Source organism: Acaryochloris thomasi RCC1774 (assembly GCF_003231495.1).
In the GTDB taxonomy this organism is placed as follows: Bacteria; Cyanobacteriota; Cyanobacteriia; order Thermosynechococcales; family Thermosynechococcaceae; genus RCC1774.
Window position 1 is genome coordinate 1 of record NZ_PQWO01000042.1, and the last position, 20279, is coordinate 20279.

The following is a 20279-nucleotide window of genomic DNA, read 5'->3' on the forward strand; positions in this document are numbered from 1 at the left end:
GGCTAAGCTCGCCACCACCGCCAGAATGATAATGCCCAGTACGTCATCAATGACAGCGGCTCCGACAATAATCTGTCCTTCGGTTGATTTCAGATGACCTAGCTCTGAGAGTACCTTTGACGTAATTCCGATACTGGTGGCCGTTAGAGCCGCGCCTGCAAAAATCGCTGGAATAATTGGTACGTGAAAGAACACCACCAGTCCGACTGTTCCTAACGTGAAGGGAGCAACCACTCCCACCACCGCGACAATGGCTGCCTGATAGCCCACCTTGCCCAGCTCTCGCAGATCGGATTCTAGACCGATTTCAAATAGCAGCACGATCACGCCCAGCTCGGCCAAGACGGAAATCACTTCGCTCTGGCTGGCAAAGATATGGGCAACAGCCTCAGCATCTAGATTCCCCAGCCACTGTAGAGCCGTCATCAACAAAGAGTCAGTTGCTGCAGCTCCTGCCTCGGGGAAAACAATTAGGTGTAGAGCAGAAACGCCCACGATCACGCCACCAACGAGTTCACCTAGAACAGGCGGCAGGTCGAGACGTTTTGAGAGTTCGCCCCCCAGCTTACTCATCAGATAAACGATAATTAGCGTTAGCAAAACGCCTGTCAGGACAAAGGGGGCATACTCTGCCTCTGGGGTTGTGGCTAACAGAGAGGGCATCGGAGGCCCATCAACAGGGAACGTAAAAAGAGTTGTCGATAGCATTTGTAAAACCTTTAGTAAGGAGTGGAAGATGGAATGAGGAGTCAATACGGCTCGCTATCCAAACCAAAACCGCTGGGTAGAAAAAGAGTTCATTCAATCAAAAATATTAAAAACATTGATCTTAATAAATCATAAAGTCCTTTAGCGATAGATTCAAATCATTAATTCTTGGATAATCAATTAGTTTTATCTATGGATCCTTCGCGGATGGATGTCGAATCTGGTCAGCAGACTGTGTTGATTACCGCCAAGGGGATGGGGATTTCGGCTCAGCATCTTTCGCTATAGTTCATTCTAGGCATAGCTTCTGAGCTTCTAAAACATTTCAGGTGTTTGCAAAGAGAAGCGTAAGAACTCAAATGACTACGGCATCGAAGCCCCCTGCCAGTCATTCCAGGCATCAACACAAAAAGCACTAAAGATAGAAAAAAATCAATGTGCTTCGCAGAGATATGGATATTAGATTTCTGAGCTAATTGAAGCGTATAAGATTAGGCTATTTGATTCTATGTAAAGTTTTTGTTACATTAATTTACGTAAAGATACAGCACATGGAGATCAATATGTTTGCACCTATCGTTTTGACACTGAAGCAGTTGATCGGTAAGCCTCAGTTCATGAAGATGAGAGGCAAGGCGATCGCAATGCACTCCCGAGTGATCACCAATGTCTGCAACCAGTTTGGAATTGAACGAACACCCCGGCAGAATATGATTCGGCTCGCCCGTGACAATGGCAAGCGGCTCGGTCTTCTCGCATAACGACAAAGATGGGATGCTCTTCGCATCTGAGTCGTTGATGCTATATGAAACCACCTCACCCCGACCATCACTATTTTCTGTTCAAATCCCCCCGCTAGTCCGATGGGCAGATCGCTTGAGCCACAAATAAGTGGATGGAATAAAGTAGAGAGCTAGTAGTGTTGCACCACCCAAGCCACCAGCAATTGCGATCGCAAGCGGGGGCCAAAACCCAGTCGGATCTAACATGAGCGGCACAAAGCCAATAATCGTAGTTACCGTTGTGGCAATGATGTGGCGCGTCGCTTTCAATACAACCTCTTGGGTGGCTTTGCGATCTCCTTGACGAGCTAGAGGATCAGCCTGCAGTGCGGCTAATACCACAATCGAATCATTGAGGGCGAGACCAATCAGCCCTAGGGTTCCGAGAATGGCTGTGAATCCAAAGAGGGCGTCAAAAGTCCATAGGGCGAGGGCGGCTAAACCGATGGCTGCGATCGCAACGACAGCCAACACCCCCGCCAAAGCGAAAGAGTTAAAGGACAGCACCAGAATTGCCGTCATCAGAACCATCAATACACCTACGGTAGAGAGAAGATTACCGACAGCACTTCCCCTTGCATCAGCCTCGCCGCCGTACTCAATCCGATAGCTAGGAGGGAGTCCAAAATTAAGATCTTTGAGTTGCTGCTGAAATTGGGTGAGGACCGTATCCGGTAAAGCTCCAGCCGTTAGAAATGCCTGGACGGTATTGATTCGTTGACCGTCTCGACGAACGATGGTGCTGATATCCGGTACCAGGCTTGTCGAGGCCAGTGCTCCGAAGGGAACTCGACTGCCGTTGCTAGATAACAAATCGAGCGATTCAATTTGGGAAAGATTCCCCCGTTGGCGATCGGCAAGACGGACCCGCACGGGTAGCTCTTCAGTGCCCTCTAAAATGGAGCCGCCTGTCACACCGTCCAAACTGCTGTTGAGCTGAGTTGCGATCTCACCATTATCTAACCCAGCCCGTTGAGCGATCACTTCATCGACAGTAAGGGCTAACTTAGGTGCAATTTCGGTCAAGTCTGCCTGGGTGTGAATCACGTTGGGTACCTGGGCCAACATCCCTCGCATTTGATTGCCGAGTTCTCTCAACTGATCGATATCAGGACCATAAAGCCGCAGCTCAATAGGGGCATCGAAGGGTGGTCCCTGTTCCAGTTGTTTGACTAAGATCTGTGCTTCGGGGAAGTCTCTATCTAGCTTGGTTTGTAACGTCTGAACGGTCCCGCGCAGGTCATCAGTATCGTTGAGCTGCACAATCCCTTGGGCATAGTTGGCGGCATTCCGACGATTGCTGATGATGTTATAGAAAAAAGAGGGCGCACTTTTACCCAGAAACCATTGCACATCAGCCACTTTAGGATGTTCTTGCATCACCTCGCGGGCTTTTAGAGCTAGAGTTTGAGTGGTTGAGATCGCGCTTGTCGCAGGCAGCTCAATTTCCACCTGAAACTGGTCGCGGTTGGTGGGCGGAAAAAACTGCTGGGGCAAACTCGCAAACTGGATAAATCCAGTGATGGGCAACACCATCGCTAAAATAATTCCCAAAATAGGCCGCCGGAAGACCGTCGCCAGACTCCAGCGATAGACGGTTGTCAGGCGCGAGTTTGCGAATCCATGCACCCACCAACGTTTTCGTGCAGGCTGTGGAAAACGCTGATGCATTAGACCCGTTAGGGCTGCAATCACCGTCAGCGACAAAACCAGCGAGCTGATCAAAGCTAGAATGACCGTGCTGCCAATCGTGCCGATAAATTCTCCCGTCCCTCCCGGTGAAGTCGCGATGGGGACAAAGGCCAACACCGTAGTCATCGTCGAAGCCAGCAGCGGAACGGCTAATTGCTTAACGGCTTGCTGAATCGCTTGGGCGGGCGTTCCCCCTGCTTGCAGATGGAGTTGCACCTCATCTACGACCACAATGGCATTATCAATCAGCAACCCCAGAGAGATAATCAGCCCCGTCACAGACATCTGGTGGAGCGGAATGCCTAGGGATTTCATAGCTCCGAACACGGTCAGAGTGGCTAAGGGCAATGCGGCCCCCACAATCAGAGCCGATCGCCACCCCAGAATTACCAGCGATACTCCAACCACCAGGAGAGAACTCATCACTAAGTTGCCAACCACCCCATTCAACCGCTGTTGAACGTAAAGACTTTGATCTAGAACAACCGTCATTCCTATACCATCAGATAAATTCGTTTCAAAGGTGTTCAGAACCTGATGGGCTTGCTCCGCCCAAGTATCGACCCGAAAGTCAGACTCTACGGTTGCAGAAACGACAATGGCAGGTTGTCCATCAATCAGGGTCAGATCTGAAACGGGCTGCTGAACGCCCTTCGTGACTTTGGCAATGTCACCCAGTTGGGCGACTTTCCCGGTTGCTTCCACTCGAATCGGAATCCGCCGCACCCGTTCGAGGGAATCGAGATTACTGCTCACTTCGAGTAACAGCTCATCTTGATTTCGCAACTCCCCTGCCGAAACTTTGGCATCGCTGGCGTTGATTTGCTGGGCGAGAACCTGAGCTGTCAATCCTAACTGAGCGAGTTCTGCAGAGTCTGCCTCCACGAGAATCTCTTCATCCGGTTCACCAAATATCTCTACCTTGTCAGTGCCTGAAACGTTACGCAATTGGGCTTCAAGTCCTTCTGCCACGCGGCGCAAAATGGCAGAATTGGCAGGGGAATCCAGTTCCCATTTTAGGCCCACAATGAGGGCGCTAGCCTTGACGCCACTGTCTTCATACTCTGGTTCTAAGGCTTCTGCCGGTAGCTGAGGGGTGACATCTTCGAGCTGACTGCGAACTCTGGCCCAGACGGGATCGACGTTGCGGATATTCTCTTTCAGTTCGATGGCAACGACGGATAGCCCTGGATTGGATGTGGATTCGAGGCTATCGATTTCTTCAATTTCAGATAGCTCTTCTTCGATTTTATCGGTGATCAAGGCTTCGACTCGCTCTGGGCTGGCACCGGGAAAAACTGTGGTGACGGTAGAGTTTCGCTGGGTTATTTCAGGATCTTCTAGGCGCGGCAGGGTTAAGAATGCTGACAGTCCCCAGACGATGATGAGAGCGATCGACAGGAAGAGAAGCTGTCGATTGCGGTAGAAGAGATTCAGCATTAATCAGTCCGAAGGGAGTATCTGTGGAGAGTGAATTACTGTGTTGTTGTTACTGAGGCAATAGAAGAACAAGGAGTGTGATCGAGAAAATCGCGATGATCTATCTCAAACTGGGTCACTCGCAATAATCATGGTCGCGGTACCACGCTACGGTGTCCCTCAAGGTTTCTAAGAGTGGTCGAAAATTGACATCTAGGACATCCATGGCCTTGGCCGAGTTGAACTGCTGCTGCGTCAGCATGATTTTGACGACATCCACTGACAAATCCACTAGTGACTGCCCGGTTAATCGACTGATCAGTGTCAGTAGCCGAGCCAGGAGATGCATGGCCCATCCGGGCAGTTTGCGCTGGGGGCCTTTCACGCCGCTGACCTCAGATAGGGTGGTGAGGATTTCTCCGGCTGAGTGGTATTGACCACCAACGAGATATCGTTCACCGGATTGCCCCTGCTTAACGGCGGTGATCATTGCTTGGGCGACATCACGGGCATCAACAATTGAGAGGCCTCCGGTTAAAATAAACGGAACCTTTTGCTGGAGAAAATTCAATACAAACCGACCGGACTCCGAGGGGGCAGCATCACTGGGGCCAAAGATTGTGCCGGGTTGAATCAACACGATGGGAAGGGAACGGTGCTCTAGGAACTGATCAACAGCGGCCTCTGCCATGACTTTGCTTCTGAAGTACAGATTGTCGATATTGAGTTCGCCGGGGAGAGAAGACTCGTCGCTGGGGCTTCCATCGGCCATCAGACCGAGACAGCCCGATGTACTGACATAGATAGATAACTTTCTGGATGCCTGCTTGGTCTGCGGCTTCCAGCAATGAGAGCGTGCCTTGAATATTAATTTGCTCTAGCTGGGGCCAATGGTCGCCCAATCCGTAATATTCACGGAAATAGGCGGCGGCATGGAATAGGATGTCGCAGTCCTGTAGATGAGATGCAAAGTTTGCCACGGCCCTCATGTCTCCCTGCACGAACTGAAGGTAAGAATGATTGCCGAGAACTCGCTGTCCTTTTTCGATGGAGCGCACTAGGGCTTGCACTTCATATCCCTGGCGTAGTAAGCAGGCTACTAAATTACTGCCCAACAGGCCTGTGCTTCCGGTGACAAATGCTTTCATGGCCCTACTCATTAAAGGTTACAAGCTGATCGGGGACGATGCGATGGGTGCCACGGGTGATGATGCGATCGCCACTTTCCACCATCCCCCTCACCAAAGAGCGACTACCTTCGGTGTATAAAATTTCGACATCTCGACGGGCTACTTTGTATACATCGTTGTTAGCCTTCACCACATAGGCCGACCATAGGCCGCGATCTCCTTTCACGAGCGCAGCAGTAGGCATCCAGAAACCTTGAGCCGGTTCTGTTTCTTTGAGAATCAGTCGAGCGGTGCTGCCAACGGTCAACTCCTGAATGCCAGAGAGCTGCAAAACAACGGTGACGGTGCGGCTGTTACCTTCTAGCTCCGGCAATTTTCCAGTCACCTTAGCTGAGTACTGTTGACCCTGAACCTTAATTTTCTGAATACTGCCCCGCGTCAGGGTCTCTGCGACCTGATTGGGGATACCCATTCGAGCCTCTAAGTTGTTCCCTTCCACGAGGCGGAGAACCGATTGCCCAGCTCCGACAACAACGCCTTCATCAACAGTGCGGGCGGAGACAATACCCGAGAAGGGAGCCTTGAGAATACTTTTCGAGAGGCTAATATCAATGGCTCGGATGCTGGCATCTAGTTGAGCAACCTGAGCATCCTGGCCGGTGATTTGCTCGCGGCGAGTTCCGGCTAATAGTTCATTGAGCTGGCTTTGTGCTTGCTGGAGGCGGTTTTCCAGAGCACCGGCACTGAACTTTTTCTCTTCCATTTCTTCGCGAGAAATCGCTCCTTCACTGTAGAGAGAGGATCGCCGCTGCTGCTGTAGTTTGGCAAGCTGTACTTGATTACGGAGATCGCCGACGGCGGATCTCGCTGCCGCAATGTCTTCGGGGCGAGGGCCGGTTTGCAGTTCTTGAAGCTGTGCGATCGCACCTCTTTTCTGAGCCTCAAGCTGCTGTCTTTGGGCAACCAAGTCTCGGGTGTCGAGCTGCGCAATAGAAGCACCAGCTTCCACTCGATCGCCATCATCGACTCGAATCGCGATCACACTGCCTGCGCGTTCAAACCCTAAATCACTGGTGCGTCGAGCGGCGATTTCGCCCGTATAAGTGCGCTCCACGGTGTACTGATTGACAGCTTCTAGCACCGTTGTCTCCACCGGAAGAGCCTGCGCCTGGGCAACAGTAACAGGAGCTGAGTTCTGTGTCGTTCCGCGCACACCAAAGAAGGCGGCCACCAGCACGGGCGATAGTAACAACCACTTCCAGGAGAGACGACGAGGCCCAGTATTGTGCGGTGCTTGCGGGTTTGGGGGTGGATCAATTTGCGAAGTCGTCATGGCCTTACAAGCTGAGAGTTCAGTAGGCTCTTATACAAAAAGTTGATATAAAACTTGTTGAGTATTATTTCCGTAGCGTATACTCAATATGTTGAGTATGTCAAGAATGCTCTTTTAACGTGATCGGTTTCAAAAAGCGATGGCCCTTGCCCATACGGTATTAGCGCTGCTAGCTCAGCAGCCCAAGAGCGGATATGACGTCAGCAAATGCTTTGATGAGGGGCTGAGCTGCTATTGGCGCGCAAGTCAACAGCAGGTTTATCGTGAGCTATCGAAGATGGAAGCTCAGGGCTGGGTTGATTTTGAGACAGTTCCTCAGGAAGGGAAGCCGGACAAGAAAATCTATCAAATCACGCTAGAGGGTTGGGAAGAGTTCACCCGCTGGTATGCAGAACCGACAGAACGAACGCAGATTCGAGAGGATCTGTTGGTGAAGGTGATGATTGGCTATAAGATGCCTCGCGATCTACTACGAAAGGAGTTGCATCATCGGCTGAAGCTGCATCAGGCTCAGCTGGCTATGTATAAAGAGAAACAGGCTGCGTATCTATCGAAAGTGAAGCCACCTGCAGAGATTCAGTTCAAATACCTGACTCTGAAGCGTGGTATTGCTTATGAGGAGAGTTGGCTGACCTGGTGTAGCGATGTGTTGGAGTTCCTAGATCAGTATGAAGCTGATACGGATGGTCGTTGATATTCAAGACAAGTAATGAACGCGAGCTACAAGGACCAGATTATCAGCATTGAGAAAGGAAATATTCGGTCTCAGAATCACTTCATCTCTAAGATCTTTGGGGTAGCTGTATAAAAAATCGAGGGACTCCTAGCATTCTCGCATCTTCCCGGATTGTTACAACACAACCCGTTTCGTCTAATTTCCATGAGTCGTTGGTGGAGCGAAGATGATTGCGGCAGCGCTCATCGAGTTCAGAGCTATATCGCTGAACCCACCGATAAATAGTCGTGTGATCAACTTCAACGCTACGCTCAAAGAGCATCTGTGCACCGTCTTGGTAGCTCAGGCGATAGCGAAGAGACCAGCATACTGCCCAAAGAATGAGGCAGGGCGGTTATGGGCGATATTTATACAGACAATCAATAGGCATAACTGAAAGCTAGGAGTGGCAAGGCTCTCAGCCTAACATCCGAGCAGCCTATCGTTGCAACGTAACGCTTGGACTTTAGCGCGGTGGGGAGCCTATTAGCGCTTCTGATTTCTTTTTTGAACCATATGTTCATCACCATAAATCGTGACGGTCATGAGGAGACATCCAGTAAAACCGGTGCTCACCCCAACAGATATCGGTAATGGCGATCGTATCGGGATTGCCTCCAGGTAGAGAGAGGCAATGTACTACTATCCTGAATGAGAATAGACTGGTGTTCCGCTTGCCTAAGGACTACCCCTGATCCATTAGCGACGACAACTATGACAACCACTCTGCCTCAATCCAGAATTCTTTGGCCTCAAGTGTTTGCTCTGGCGATGGTACAAGGCGCGATCGTCCTTTCCTGGGTTATTTACAACCTATATCTCGGAGACTTATTAAAGCAATTTGGCTTCTCTGCGGGGTTCGTATTCAGCATTATCCTGCTAGAGAATAGCTTGGCGATAGTAATGGAACCGTTAATGGGACGTTTCTCCGATCAGACTCAACGGTGGTTTGGAAGCCGTTTTCCCTTTATTGCTGGAGGAGTAATCCTCGCCTCTTTTCTGTTGATTGCAATTCCAACGATTGTGATCTTTGGGCAGCCCATAGGTTTAATCCGATGGCTCTTACCCATCGTAGTCGTGGCCTGGGCGCTCTCCATGACGCTCTTTCGTAGTCCAGCTTTGTCATTGATGGGGCGATATGCCTATGGCAGTGGTTTACCCCAAGCCGTCAGCCTACTGACAGTGATGGGTGCCCTCGCAGGTGCAATGGGACCACTCGCCAACCAATTCATTTTGAGTCTAGGGCCAGCGATCGCCTTTGGGGTTGCATCTATCGTCTTATTAGGGTCCGCAGCACTGCTCCGCAGTGTCCAGCCTGAGGCTCAAGTTGAGGCACCATCCTTATCTCTCTCTAATGCGAAGTCACGTCTATCAGTCATCCGATTGATTCTGATATTTATAGTGGGATGGGGCTTTGGCATGGGATTTCGATTACAAATGTTTGCCTTCCCCAAAATTTTGGCTGAGATTCCTGGACTTGATGTGAAATTGATCCTGGGAGCGATCTTTGTAACCATTGCCTTAACAGCTATCCCGACAGGGGCTGTGGCGCGCAGAATCGGAAATCGATCGGCCATGACGATCGGGTTTAGTGGCATGATCGTGACGCTAGCCTTGATGAGCTTCGTCCATCAAACGATTGCGGCTGTCGTGGCAGCAATCTCTCTTGGAACCTGTTTAAGTCTAGTCAACAATGGAACTCTACCCTTTGCCCTATCAATGGTCCCCACAGACAAGGCTGGCGTAGGAACCGGGATGTTCTTCAGCGGTGGGGCGCTAGCCGCAAATTTGTTTGGTTCACTGTTTAAAGAGACAGATACATTCGCACCCTCAATACTGCTATTGACTGCAATCATTGGCTGGTTCGTTGCCATGGTTGCCGTTGGGAGCAGCCGCAAGCTTGAAGCCTGAACAGGGGGATTGTTGTAATCAGCAGCCAGGAATCTCGACTGGGGAGCCTATTGCGGAATGTGCTGGTAGGTCTTGGCCATCGATTGAAACTCAGGCATATATTGCGCGGCATCATCCTGACCCACGATGCCAATCATGATGACGTAGCCCCCCGCCTCGGGGAACAGCATGGCTTGATAGATCTTTAAAGGGACTTGGGATTGGCTATCTTTGGCGTTGGCAATGATTTCGAAACCCTCTTGGTTGTTAATTGCGATCGCATCTACCTTTGCCACCTCGATCTCCTGAATTTGAGAGAACTGTTCTAACCTCTGAAGGGCAAACATCTTGCGATCCAGCACAGGCACAGCCCCTAAAGAAGGTGCCACAATAAACAATGGGTCAGATGGAGACTGCGCGGGGGCAACGCCATCCTTAGAGAACGCTAAGACCTTGCCAGATCCCTGCAGTTCTTTGACTTCAACCAATTGAGCAGAAGGTTCAATGCGAAAGGGCAGCACGCGAGCCTCAGCGGACTGCGGTATCAGAGTCGCCGACAAAGCCGCTTCTTTGAGGGGGGCGCTCAAGCGATCCGCCGCATCCTCTGGGAATGTGGCCACCACCACCTTGGTCTGATTCTGCTGATCGGCAAACACCACCAGCCATTTTAAGAATTGCTGTCCGTAGGCTTTCTGAGACACTTTAAGCAGCAGTCTTGATCCATCCCCTAAGGACTGCTTAGAGAGCAAGTGCAAACCTCGCGTCGCTAACCGCTGCGAATTAAACCCTTTCACCACCTCGGCATATGGCCTTGGGATGGCGCTAACCATAATAGAGGCCCCCGTTTCTGGCTGCTGTACGCCGTAAAAGGTAGGAGCCTTTTCAAACCCCTCCGGCGGCTCAATACTCACCCCCACTTCTGGAAAAGATTCTAGAGTCTGAGGCTGGACCGTTTGCCCCCGAACAGGCATCGTGGCCTGAAATAGCAGCAGCCCAATAAATATAGCCTGACGAAGCATGGAAAATAACGAAAGAAAACTATCTCCAAGATAGCCCCTCTTTTGAGAATAATGCCCCCATCTTCAATTCAGAACACGCTAGGATTTTTATGATTATTACGCTATTGGCAAGCAATAAACCTCAGTGAATTTCCTCAATTTGAGTTGCCTCTGTGAGAACTCAAGTCCGAATGGGAAACCTGACTAATGTGAGTCTCATGCCGAGGCGCAATTCCCATCACATTCCTCACAGGTCTTTTTCATGACAGTTCCGAACGTTCTGCTCCGACATCTCCCTCAATCTGTCCTTATTGCGATCTCCATGACCGTTGCTAGCCCTGCTTTGGCTGCACCTGATTTTGCGTCAAGGCTTCACCCACTATCTGAGACCGCTGTTTCGGTCACTCCCCATCCTGAATTACAGGCTGCATTAGACATCTCGATAGACAGTGAAGCATCCGTGCTGACGGCAGAGAATGAAGCTTTAAAGCTGGTCGCTAACCCTACTGCGATCGCAAAGAACCTGGATGTAGAAAAGATCTCAGTTACACCCTCCACAGCATCGACCTTACAGATAGCTGAATCACCCGAACTAGGAACGATAGACACCGCCGCCACTGAAGAAGTTATCGAGGCTGATGGTGCGACCCCACAACCTGATGCTGCAGCAGAGACCGAGGCCGTCGAGCCTGAGGTGGACGAGGTCACGGCAGAACCAATCGAGCTTCAAGATGATGTTGCAGAGTCCAAAGAGACTTCAGAGTCTGAAGAGACCCAAGAGTCCGAAGAAGAGGGAGAATCAGCAAGAGTTCTAACGCCAGAAGAGCTTGCAAAGCAGCAGATGCTTATTGAAGCTGACAACCTTTTTACGGCAGGTGATATCGAGGCTGCTGAAGCTCTGTATCGCCAAGCGAAGGATCCGTTCTTTGACACAGCCGAGGCCCAACCGCGTGCAGAAGCATTTTCAGACCCAGCACAGCTAACCCCTGGTGGCAAAGTCTTCTGGCGAGAATCCGCCGCAGGCTTAGAAAAAAATCTCAAGACGCGGGCTTTAGTACCCGGCAAACTTTTGATTGAGAGACATCCTGAATTTGTCCCCGGGTACCTGCGCTATGCAAAAGCACTGCGTACCTATAACCAGCTAGCAGAAGGGCTAGCGGTTCTCGAGCGCGGAGCCGCCCGCCACCCCAATCAGCCTGATTTACAGCAGGGCTTGATTGACTTTCAGGTTGAATCAAAGCGCTGGCTCGAAGCTTCAATTACCGCCCGTCAGTTTGCACTTCTCAACCCCGATCATCCCCGAGCTAATGAATTTATGGCCGCAGCAGAAGAGTATCAAACTCAGTTTCGGAAGGTGCTGCGATCTCAAGTTACATCCAACGCGATCGGGGGAGTGATCACAGGAGCCTTGAATGTTGCCCTGACCGGCAATCCCTTCAATGCCGTTTCCACGATTCAGTCTTCTATGCTGCTGCTGCGGGGTGAAGATTCGGTGGGTCGATCGGCTACAAAGCGAGCTAAAAAGCGCTTTGACATGATTGAAGATCCTGAAGTACAGGCCTACGTCAACCGCATCGGCAATAAGCTGGTGGCCGTCACTGGCCGCGAACTGGAATACGAATTTAACATCATTAAAGATGAAAATCTAAACGCCTTTGCACTTCCCGGCGGCAAAATCTTTATCAATGGTGGGGCGATCACCAAGAGCAAATCTGAAGCGGAGCTAGCGGGTTTAATTGCCCACGAACTCTCCCACTCCGTCCTTTCCCACGGCTTCCAGCTCGTGACGGACGGCAACGCCACCAGCGGATTGACCAGCCTCTTGCCCTTTGGCAGCTTATTTACGGGCTTAGCGCTCACTGACTACAGCCGCGACATGGAAGAGCAGGCAGATCTGCTGGGTACAAGGATGCTCACCTCTGCCGGTTATGCAGCAGATGGCCTTCGAAACCTAATGGTAACGATAGGAGAAGAGCAGTCTGATAGCCCCAAAAAACCAGAATGGCTCTCCAGTCACCCCGGCAATGAGAAGCGGGTCAATTACCTAGAAGAGCTGATTGAGCAAAACGGCTACAATCGCTATACCTACGAAGGGGTTGCCGAGCATCTCGAAATGCAAGAACGGGTGCAGGCTATCTTAGATGCCCCTGAAGAGGAAGACGAAGAGAAGGCCCTCGACGATGAAGCGGAAGATCTTAAAGATCAGCAGGCAGCCGACGCCAAAGAGTAAAAACTCAATCGTTGCCCGTCGGAGAGAGCTGGTATAAAAAGAGTAGAAGGCCAAGGACGGTTCTAAATTCCGGTCCAACAGCCTTTTAGGCTGAAGTCAATCCGCTCAAGGAGATAAGGTGCTCTTTTTTGTTTTCTCCGTCGTGCTGTGGCTGAGTGTGCTGGCCAATCAGCTATTGGTTATCTTTCCACTCAAGCTGCTGCAGGCTTTCGCTTTACCACCGATGCTTGGCTCATTGGTGCTGCTGGGCATCTTTGCCTGGATTTTTGGCGATTAGAGATTCTCTCTCGAACGTTGCTAGACGTTAAGAATCAGCAAACCGCAGCAGCATCTGGCTGCGCTGGATGGTCGGGGTCTCACCATAGTTTGTGAGGGTCACAGAGGTGAGCTGCCGACTCCAAGGATTCAACAAGGTCTCAAGCTGACGGAGTTTAGGCAGCTTGCGCTCTAGTAAGGGGCGCATTACGGTCCAGTCCAGATAGAGATACCCCTGATTAGGGGTGGGTAAGGTGGCAAGGGCGGCTTGAAAGTCCTTTTGGTTTGCGATCGCATCCTCCGTCAGCCCCTGCTTGAGCGCTGCTAGCGAAGTCGCCAAAATCCGGTGGTCCGCCTCTACGGAAAAAGCACCTGTCACCTCAGCATTCAGCACCATAGAGCTAGAGACTTTAGATGGATTATCGGCCTCAGAAGAAACCAGGTGGGCCCAAGTCGAGACCTGATGATCGGCCAACGAATAGGGAATTACGCCAATATTTTGTTTCTGAGCCGCTTTGTCGAGCACCTGCGTTAGCTCTTGACCGCCATCATCATGGACAAACAGCCAGTCTGCCCCCAAGAAAGAATTTTGAGCCGCCGTGAACGGATCAGAACTGGGCAACATCGCCACCGCATACTCACCCGTCACGTTCGAGAAAACCTCGCGGGGCAGATTAATAGACCACTGCTGCCCCCCCTGCTTTAAAGTATTTCGGACCCACTGATCTAACGGATCGTAGCCCTTCAGATCCGCACTAAGCTGGGTCCAAAGCTGCTGTAGATTCACCCCAGAAGCCACTAATGGACTGCTGGCCGGAATATAATCGAGCGCCCGAATTGGGGCGGTCACAGTTGGTGTCACCAGCGCTTTAGAGCGGGAAGAGTCCGCCACCAAGACAGTCTCTGCTAGCAGACCCTGACGAGTTTGCCCTAGCTGGACAGCCAGACTGCGATAGGGGGGCGAACTCAAACGAGAGAAAGCAGATAAATCCGCATAAACAAAGCCATCTTGCTGCTCTTGCTTCAGGTGGGTCACGGCCTGCTGATAGTCAGACGTATTGGTCAGGCTCTCAGATTGGCTACTGTCAATCGCGGCCCTCAAAACCGACGCCGAATTCGCAACCAGCACATAGCGATCGTCAACAATGGCCGTCGACACCCCTTCAAAGGGCTGCAGCCCCGAGATTTCTGATCCTAGGGGCTGCGGAGACTTAAATTGAGTTGAAATCAGGCTAATGTCGCTGTACTGCTCAAAACTAAGGGGCTGTCCGGCTGAGACCTGCTGCTGCCAAATCTGTTCAATGCAGGCTTGGCTTTCCTTTGCACCCCGTGTTGTCACCGCAAACAGATAGTGATGCTGCTGCACCGGCCCCGTCAGCGCAAACATTAGCTCATCACTGACCCAAGGTTTCAAGTCACGAGCATAGTTGACGCCAGCGTTCGTCAACAGTACCTGAGGCCACTGGAGGAGCGATGTCGTGTTCCCCGAATCAGGAAGCTGTTTAGGATTCACCGAGAGCAGCAAGGGGGATTGCTGGGGTACGAACCGAGCGGTGGCTGGTCCTGAATTTATTTCAGTCGCGGGAGGCGTTTCAGCCAAAGCCATACCGCCACTCATACAGAAGCAGAGAAAGATGGCTATCAGTTGGATCCAAGGGAAACGTCGCGTCATCATTAGCAGAGAGACCCTGATGTGGCTGACTCATTCGAGCGATGGCAGGACCCTCAACGAGACTTGTACAGTCCTCGGTTTTTGCCTCTGACACCCAGACCTATTATTTCAGCAAAGTTGCGCTTGATACAAATTCATCTGTAGGGCAGCCCCAGCCCTAACCAGCGGTAGGGTGGAAGAGCGTGTCCAGATAAACGCGAGCCGCCCGGCGATCGCTTTCGCCGTGCTGAAGCAGAAAAAGTGATAGAGCTGCTGAAAAGACACGGTCTTGATCCCAGTCGGGATGCGCCTCTAGATAGCTCTTCAAGGTCTCATGAAGCTCTTCAGGTATTTCAGCCAAAATGCTAATTGTCGTTGCGTTCATGAACAGTGACCTTCTGTGATGTGGAGATGGAATGTAACTAACCTCTACCTCTAAGATTTTCGCAGCGAAACGAAGCCCCAAGCTGCCGCGACAAACCCATAAAGGGTATGGCTCTTTGCAAGATGATGGCTAGAGAGTACCGGCACGTTACTGGACCGGTCGCACCATTATTTGCGATCTAGGGGTGGGATTGTCAATGGGGGGACGGAGGAAGTCTAAGCGGATGCTTGAGCGACCTTCACGACAGATTAGGGCTTCCTGGCGTTTTTGGTTACATAAATTCAATTCCTCCTGGGGAAATTGCTCAAATCCGTCGAAATCCACAGAACTGCGGCTGGCCCCAATAAACTCGTTCTTCCCTGTGGAAAACTTCTGCTTTTCTGTGGAAAACCTCTTGATAAGTTGTGGAAAAATTCCTTTGGTCTGTGGAAAGCCTGGGGAAATCATTTTTGAATGATTAAAATTACAAATCTCTTTGAAAAGTCAGCATCTGATCATCTGACGAGCGGATCGGCTAATCTCTGCTAGCGACTCTGTTCTGCGGCCCGACACCCTTGACAAAATGTTCCATAATATTGAGAGATCTACTGAACGCGGTGTCAAAAAGGATTCCCATGACAGGAGCTTCTTCAGGAGTTTGCAGAACAATGACAGGTCAAGTCTCAACTCTTCGGCAGCTGAGTCGCCGTTACCGGTGAAAGATCTAAGATCGAGCCAACGCCCCAAACGGTCTAGTCGAGTCATCAATCGGTTGCTGAAGACTGCGCTTAAAGCGTGGCTGAGATCGCAACTCACCTCTATTGCCGATCTCAAGATTGAAGTGGAAGGTTGCGATCTCAACCTTTTAGCAGGCACCATTCCAAAAGTTTGCTTGATGGCAGAGAAAGCCGTTTATCAAGGCATTCATTTCAGCAAGATTGATATTGTTGCCCATCAAATCCAGGTCAACCTCAAGCAGATTCTCAGAGGCAAGCCCCTGCAGCTCATGCAGCCCATTCCCATTGAGTTTTCTGTCTTGCTGCAGGCCACAGACCTCTACCAATCACGTACCGCTCCCCTAATGCAGTCAGCGGTACGTGATTTGTTGCAAGTACTGCTCAGAACATCACAAGAAGATGCGATCACAGATGACGCCCTATCTTTGCCAGCCATCAAGATCCAAGAGATTCAGTTTAAGAATAATGGGTTTATATTAAAAGTACAGGTGCCCTCTGTAATAGATTCCTCGACTGCCACACTCGAAACTTGCCTCACCATTGGTCACCCCCAGGAACTGCTGTTCTATGACCTCACCTATCAAACAGAAAGCAAACACAATCATTTAGAGCAGCCTCAGACGACCTCAATCAACCTGGGTACCCAGGTCAACCTAAAATCGCTGCTCCTTACGCCTGCTTCACTCATCTGCAAGGGACAGATTGAAGTGCAGCCCTAGCAAACAAGTGACGCTAGAGTTGATTACTAATCCCACCGAATAATAATTGGTGAGCCTGGAGAATGGTGCTACGCTATAGAGCCAGCCAAAAGGCTCTTGGGGCGATTAGCACAGTGGTAGCGCGCTTCCTTCACACGGAAGAGGTCACAGGTTCGAACCCCGTATCGCCCATCTAGCTGGAAAGTACTAACAATTAAGGCTCTGGTGGCACCCCTCTATGTGCCACCAGAGTCTTTTTTATTGTCAATAAGGAGGGAGTAGATATGTCAGGTTTGGTCAATTTCAATCATTTTCTGGCTGGAAATTGACAGGAAGACAAGGGAGGTCATAACCTAAACTTTCACCAGCGGCTTAGAGACAGACCGCGATCGCAACTTTTCCACCAGAACCGGTGACGTCTGCCCCAGTGTTACTCCTCGTCGTCCCGGCTTCACGGGTCGCTTATTGACCAAATTCAGATCCAGCCGCGTCAGAATTGTAGCTAAAACAATCTTCAGCTCGTACTGCGCCAAAGCCGCCCCTACACAGCGACGCGCCCCAGCCCCAAACGGTATAAACTCATAGGGCGAAAACTGCCGCTCTAAAAACCGTTCGGGGCGAAATTCTCGGGGCTGAGGATATAGCTCTTCACGTTGGTGGACCAGATACATGGCACCCATGAGCAACATTCCTGGCTCTAATTGATAGCCGCATAGCTCTATTGGCACCTCAACGCGGCGCGGAAAGGTGAGCATTGCGACGGGATAAATGCGAAGCGTCTCGTTACAGACTGCATTGAGATAGGGCAACTGCAGGAATTGAAATGGATCAGCAGGGTCGGAGACCGTCTCTAGCTCTGCCATCAGCCTTTGCTTCACTTCAGGAAAAGAGTGAACCCAGTACATCGCCCAAGTGAGCGCTGTTGCCGTGGTTTCATGCCCCACCAGCAAAAACATCATTAGCTCATCTCGCAATTCTTGATCAGTGAGGCCGTTACCCTCCTCATCTTTTGCTGCCAACAACAGTGAGAGAATATCAACCCGTTCAGGATCTGCTTGGGCACGTCGCTCACTAATTTCAGCCAACAGAAGCCGATCCGTTTGTTCCGTCATCAGACGGAATTTCCCGCCGGGACTCCAGTCTCCCAGATCTTTTTGTAGCCAAGGCAAGAATACAATAGCGGAGGTGATGGGAGAACCCGTAATATCAAGACGCTGCCCCAATAATCGTTCAAGCTGCTGATAACGTTCTCCCTCATGCAGCCCAAACACAGCCTGCAAAATCACCCGCATTGTGATTGTCTGCATTGAACAACGGACATCTATCGGCCCGTTTGTCGGCCACTGCGAGATCACGCCTAGTGTAATCTCTTGAATCAGGCGTCCATAAACGCCAAGGCGCTCTCCATGAAAGGGGGGCATTACCAATTGACGGCGAGTGCGGTGCTGGTTTCCGTTCAGCATCAGTAGATTATGCTCACCCAGCAGTGATGCCAGAATCCGATTGGCATCTCCAGGAGCGCTCAGTTCTTTGCCAGCGCCAACGTCATGAGTCAGTATGTACTGCAGTGCCTTAGGATCGCTGACGATAATTAGGCCATCCGATTCACCCCATAGCACTCTAGCGTTGAAAATATCGCCATAGCGTTTGAAATTGGTGTTCAGATAACCCAATGGATTCAAAATCCACTGAGTGAGCTGTAAAGGGAGTGGCGTTTTTGGGGCGGGAACAGTCTTTGTCAAGGTGCTTTCTTCTTGTCAACTCGATCAGATTCGGATGCTGGAATTCCATCGCTACTGACAATCTAACAAGATTCATCGGTATCTGTTGATCTCATCTGTCGCCATTAAGCACATAGCTGAGTAAAGACGCTCTGGATGATTGCGATCGCACTTTCCACCTCTTCAGCACTGACCACCAACGGCGGCACAAACCGAACCACCTGGGGACCGGCAGGCACCAATAATAATCCGGCCTCCATTGCCGCTTTGACTACATCAATCGATTTGAGGGAGGGGGCCAAAACCATGCCGTTGATCAGCCCCCACCCTCTGATTTCTGAGATGTGATGGGGATATTGAGCAGCAAGCTGTGTCAACCCAGATCGGAGCTGTTCTCCTCGCTCCCGCACATTTTCAATCAGTGACTCTGTTTCTAGCGTCTGACAAACGCAGAGCGCTGCTGCAGAGGCAAAGGGATTGCCGCCAAAGGTGCTAGCGTGATCTCCTGGCTCAAAAATATTGCAGGACTCTTTGCACAGCATTGCGCCAATTGGGATGCCGCCTGCCAACCCCTTTGCAAGGGTGAAAATATCTGGCTCAATGCCCAAGTTCTCATAGCCCCAAAGTTTGCCGGTGCGACCCATGCCCACCTGAACTTCATCGAGGATGAGTAGAATTCCATGCTGGTCACAAAGCTGGCGGACCTTCTGGAAATATTCAGCGTTACCAGGGTTGACGCCGCCTTCGCCTTGGAGAGGTTCGAGTAAGATCGCTGCGACTTGGGGTTGGGGCTGATTTAAGGTTGCGATCGCATCCCGCATCGCCTCAAAATCATTAAACGGCACGTAATGGAAACCCGGAACCAGCGGATTAAAGTTTTTCTGATACTTTGGCTGACCCGTCGCCGTAATTGTCGCTAGTGTCCGACCGTGAAAGCTTGCATTCGCGGTCACAATCACTGGGTTCTTAATATTCAGAACCGTATGCCCATACTTGCGAGCCAGTTTAATAGCTGCTTCGTTGGCTTCCGCACCTGAATTGCAGAAAAAAGCACGATCTGCACAGGAATGCTCGGTCAACCATTGGGCCAGCTCTCCCTGCTCAGGAATGTAGTAGAGATTAGATACGTGGTGTAGCTTTTGAATTTGAGTCGTGACGGCTTCGATTAAAGCCGGATGCGCGTGGCCCAACGTACAAGTGGCAATGCCCGCTACGAAGTCTAGATATTCTTTGCCGACTGTGTCCCAAACGCGGCAGCCTTCACCCCGCTCTAGCGCAATCGGAAAGCGACCATAGGTGCCCATGACGTGACGGTCGAATTCTGTGGCGTCAAAAGATGCGATCACAGTTGTCGGCACAGGGGCCAAGTTGGTGGGACTCACGGGCTTATCCTTATGTTGATACTGAATTAGATAAAAGTTCTGTCCTAGCACTCTGCGAGCTATCTCTAAAAATCTCCCAGAGCGAAGAAGTGAAGGACTAAGGAAAAATAAAAGCTGTTGATCGAAGAAATCTAATGTCTAAGTTAGCACGGCCGAACTTGCTCATCGATGAGTCAGCATAAGAAGGTGGGCCGACATACACTTAATCTCCTTTGAGAAAAGTCCTTATCAAGTACTGGCTCTACCGCATGAGGGCACTCTAGTACGGAGGCGAGCCCCTCGTCCAAGCAGAGAAAAACCACCAAAAACAAACAAGGAGCCACGTTGCCAACCTCATTACAGAATATGTCTTCCAAATCTCTTTCACCCTAGTGCTCTAGCCGTTCAGAGAGTCTAAACATATTCACAAATCAGACCATAGAGACCATCGCGATTGCCAGCGGGAGGTAAGTAGCTAGGCGGAATTAAACTTAAGACGGTGTACCTTGTATTTGCCCTTTTCACCTCGAGCGGTCATCCCTTCGATGACGGCAATCGCTAAATCGTACTCATTGCTAAACATCTGCCCCGCTAT

The 20279-nt window shown here is 50.7% G+C and carries 16 protein-coding genes, 1 tRNA gene and 1 pseudogene; 7 read left to right on the forward strand and 11 right to left on the reverse strand.

Annotated elements, in window-relative coordinates; genetic code table 11:
• Positions 1-708 (reverse strand): cation:proton antiporter (locus C1752_RS26780; protein WP_146242463.1); only part of this gene is annotated, 708 nt, incomplete at its 3' end.
• 563 nt (positions 709-1271) lie between these two features.
• Here C1752_RS26780 and pgr5 point away from each other — a divergent pair.
• Entirely contained in the window at positions 1272-1469 is a 198-nt protein-coding gene (pgr5, locus tag C1752_RS26785; RefSeq protein ID WP_110989113.1) for a cyclic electron transport protein PGR5, read from the forward strand.
• Between the two features lie 81 nt (positions 1470-1550).
• Here pgr5 and C1752_RS26790 read toward each other — a convergent pair whose 3' ends face one another.
• The 4 genes from C1752_RS26790 to C1752_RS26800 form a co-directional block, all read right to left on the reverse strand.
• Complete coding sequence (locus tag C1752_RS26790) at positions 1551-4622, reverse strand: efflux RND transporter permease subunit (protein WP_110989102.1); 3072 nt, start codon at positions 4620-4622, stop codon at positions 1551-1553.
• Between the two features lie 115 nt (positions 4623-4737).
• Positions 4738-5373, reverse strand: a complete 636-nt coding sequence (locus tag C1752_RS29580; RefSeq protein WP_233501903.1) for an NAD-dependent epimerase/dehydratase family protein — start codon at positions 5371-5373, stop codon at positions 4738-4740.
• Positions 5273-5749 (reverse strand): NAD-dependent epimerase/dehydratase family protein, encoded by a 477-nt coding sequence (locus C1752_RS29585; protein WP_233501904.1) that lies wholly within the window; start codon positions 5747-5749, stop codon positions 5273-5275. Before C1752_RS29585 ends, C1752_RS29580 begins: the two co-directional genes overlap by 101 nt.
• 4 nt (positions 5750-5753) lie before the next feature.
• Complete coding sequence (locus C1752_RS26800) at positions 5754-7064, reverse strand: efflux RND transporter periplasmic adaptor subunit (RefSeq protein WP_110989103.1); 1311 nt, start codon at positions 7062-7064, stop codon at positions 5754-5756.
• Between the two features lie 139 nt (positions 7065-7203).
• Here C1752_RS26800 and C1752_RS26805 point away from each other — a divergent pair, with 139 nt between their 5' ends.
• Positions 7204-7758, forward strand: a complete 555-nt coding sequence (locus C1752_RS26805) for a PadR family transcriptional regulator (RefSeq protein ID WP_110989104.1) — start codon at positions 7204-7206, stop codon at positions 7756-7758.
• A gap of 169 nt (positions 7759-7927) precedes the next feature.
• Here C1752_RS26805 and C1752_RS30595 read toward each other — a convergent pair.
• Positions 7928-8122, reverse strand: a pseudogene (locus C1752_RS30595) (IS6 family transposase); the annotation flags it as partial.
• Between the two features lie 371 nt (positions 8123-8493).
• Here C1752_RS30595 and C1752_RS26815 point away from each other — a divergent pair.
• Entirely contained in the window at positions 8494-9690 is a 1197-nt protein-coding gene (locus C1752_RS26815) for an MFS transporter (RefSeq protein ID WP_233501905.1), read from the forward strand.
• A gap of 47 nt (positions 9691-9737) precedes the next feature.
• Here the strand turns inward: C1752_RS26815 and C1752_RS26820 are convergent, their stop codons facing one another.
• Complete coding sequence (locus C1752_RS26820; protein WP_110989106.1) at positions 9738-10688, reverse strand: hypothetical protein; 951 nt, start codon at positions 10686-10688, stop codon at positions 9738-9740.
• 241 nt (positions 10689-10929) lie between these two features.
• On the opposite strand from C1752_RS26820, the gene C1752_RS26825 reads away from it, so the two are divergent.
• A complete protein-coding gene (locus C1752_RS26825; RefSeq protein ID WP_110989107.1) occupies positions 10930-12897 on the forward strand; it encodes a M48 family metallopeptidase in 1968 nt (655 codons plus the stop codon).
• A 118-nt stretch (positions 12898-13015) separates the two neighbouring features.
• Positions 13016-13174 carry a hypothetical protein gene (locus C1752_RS28765; protein ID WP_158535243.1) on the forward strand — a complete coding sequence of 53 codons (159 nt, stop codon included), beginning with the start codon at positions 13016-13018 and terminating at the stop codon, positions 13172-13174.
• A 27-nt stretch (positions 13175-13201) separates the two neighbouring features.
• On the opposite strand, the gene C1752_RS26830 is transcribed toward C1752_RS28765, so the two are convergent.
• Together C1752_RS26830 and C1752_RS26835 are read right to left on the reverse strand one after the other, a co-directional pair.
• A complete protein-coding gene (locus C1752_RS26830) occupies positions 13202-14827 on the reverse strand; it encodes a DUF3352 domain-containing protein (RefSeq protein WP_110989108.1) in 1626 nt (541 codons plus the stop codon).
• A gap of 154 nt (positions 14828-14981) precedes the next feature.
• A complete protein-coding gene (locus C1752_RS26835; protein WP_110989109.1) occupies positions 14982-15188 on the reverse strand; it encodes a DUF2811 domain-containing protein in 207 nt (68 codons plus the stop codon).
• A 694-nt stretch (positions 15189-15882) separates the two neighbouring features.
• On the opposite strand from C1752_RS26835, the gene C1752_RS26845 reads away from it, so the two are divergent.
• Together C1752_RS26845 and C1752_RS26850 are read left to right on the forward strand one after the other, a co-directional pair.
• Positions 15883-16623, forward strand: a complete 741-nt coding sequence (locus C1752_RS26845; protein ID WP_158535245.1) for an LmeA family phospholipid-binding protein — start codon at positions 15883-15885, stop codon at positions 16621-16623.
• A gap of 99 nt (positions 16624-16722) precedes the next feature.
• Positions 16723-16794: transfer RNA gene (locus tag C1752_RS26850), tRNA-Val, on the forward strand.
• A gap of 161 nt (positions 16795-16955) precedes the next feature.
• Here C1752_RS26850 and C1752_RS26855 read toward each other — a convergent pair.
• Together C1752_RS26855 and C1752_RS26860 are read right to left on the reverse strand one after the other, a co-directional pair.
• Positions 16956-18344 carry a cytochrome P450 gene (locus tag C1752_RS26855; RefSeq protein ID WP_110989112.1) on the reverse strand — a complete coding sequence of 463 codons (1389 nt, stop codon included), beginning with the start codon at positions 18342-18344 and terminating at the stop codon, positions 16956-16958.
• A 104-nt stretch (positions 18345-18448) separates the two neighbouring features.
• Complete coding sequence (locus C1752_RS26860; protein WP_315865280.1) at positions 18449-19705, reverse strand: aspartate aminotransferase family protein; 1257 nt, start codon at positions 19703-19705, stop codon at positions 18449-18451.
• Positions 19706-20279 lie beyond the last annotated feature (574 nt).